General features: G+C 55.0%; 1 pseudogene. It reads left to right on the forward strand.

What is annotated here, in order from left to right:
- Positions 1-347 (forward strand): annotated as a pseudogene (locus N8M20_RS10230) (adhesive domain-containing protein); the annotation flags it as partial.

Genomic DNA, 347 nt, shown 5'->3' on the forward strand with positions numbered 1-347 from the left:
GCTGACGTAGACGCTACCGCACTTGTGCTTGCTGATGTAGATGCTACAGCGCTAGTACTTGCTGATGTAGAGGCTACTGCACTTGTTGACGCTGAGGTAGACGCTACAGCGCTTGTTGAGGCTGAGGTAGAGGCTACCGCACTTGTTGATGCTGAGGTAGAGGCTACAGCGCTTGTTGAGGCTGAGGTAGAGGCTACTGCGCTTGTGCTTGCTGACGTAGAGGCTACTGCACTTGTTGATGCTGAGGTAGACGCTACGGCACTTGTGCTTGCTGAGGTAGAGGCTACCGCGCTTGTTGACGCTGACGTAGACGCTACCGCGCTTGTTGACGCTGAGGTAGACGCTAC

Origin of the sequence: Streptococcus mitis, assembly GCF_946190275.1 — a bacterium.
Lineage (GTDB): Bacteria > Bacillota > Bacilli > Lactobacillales > Streptococcaceae > Streptococcus > Streptococcus mitis_DC.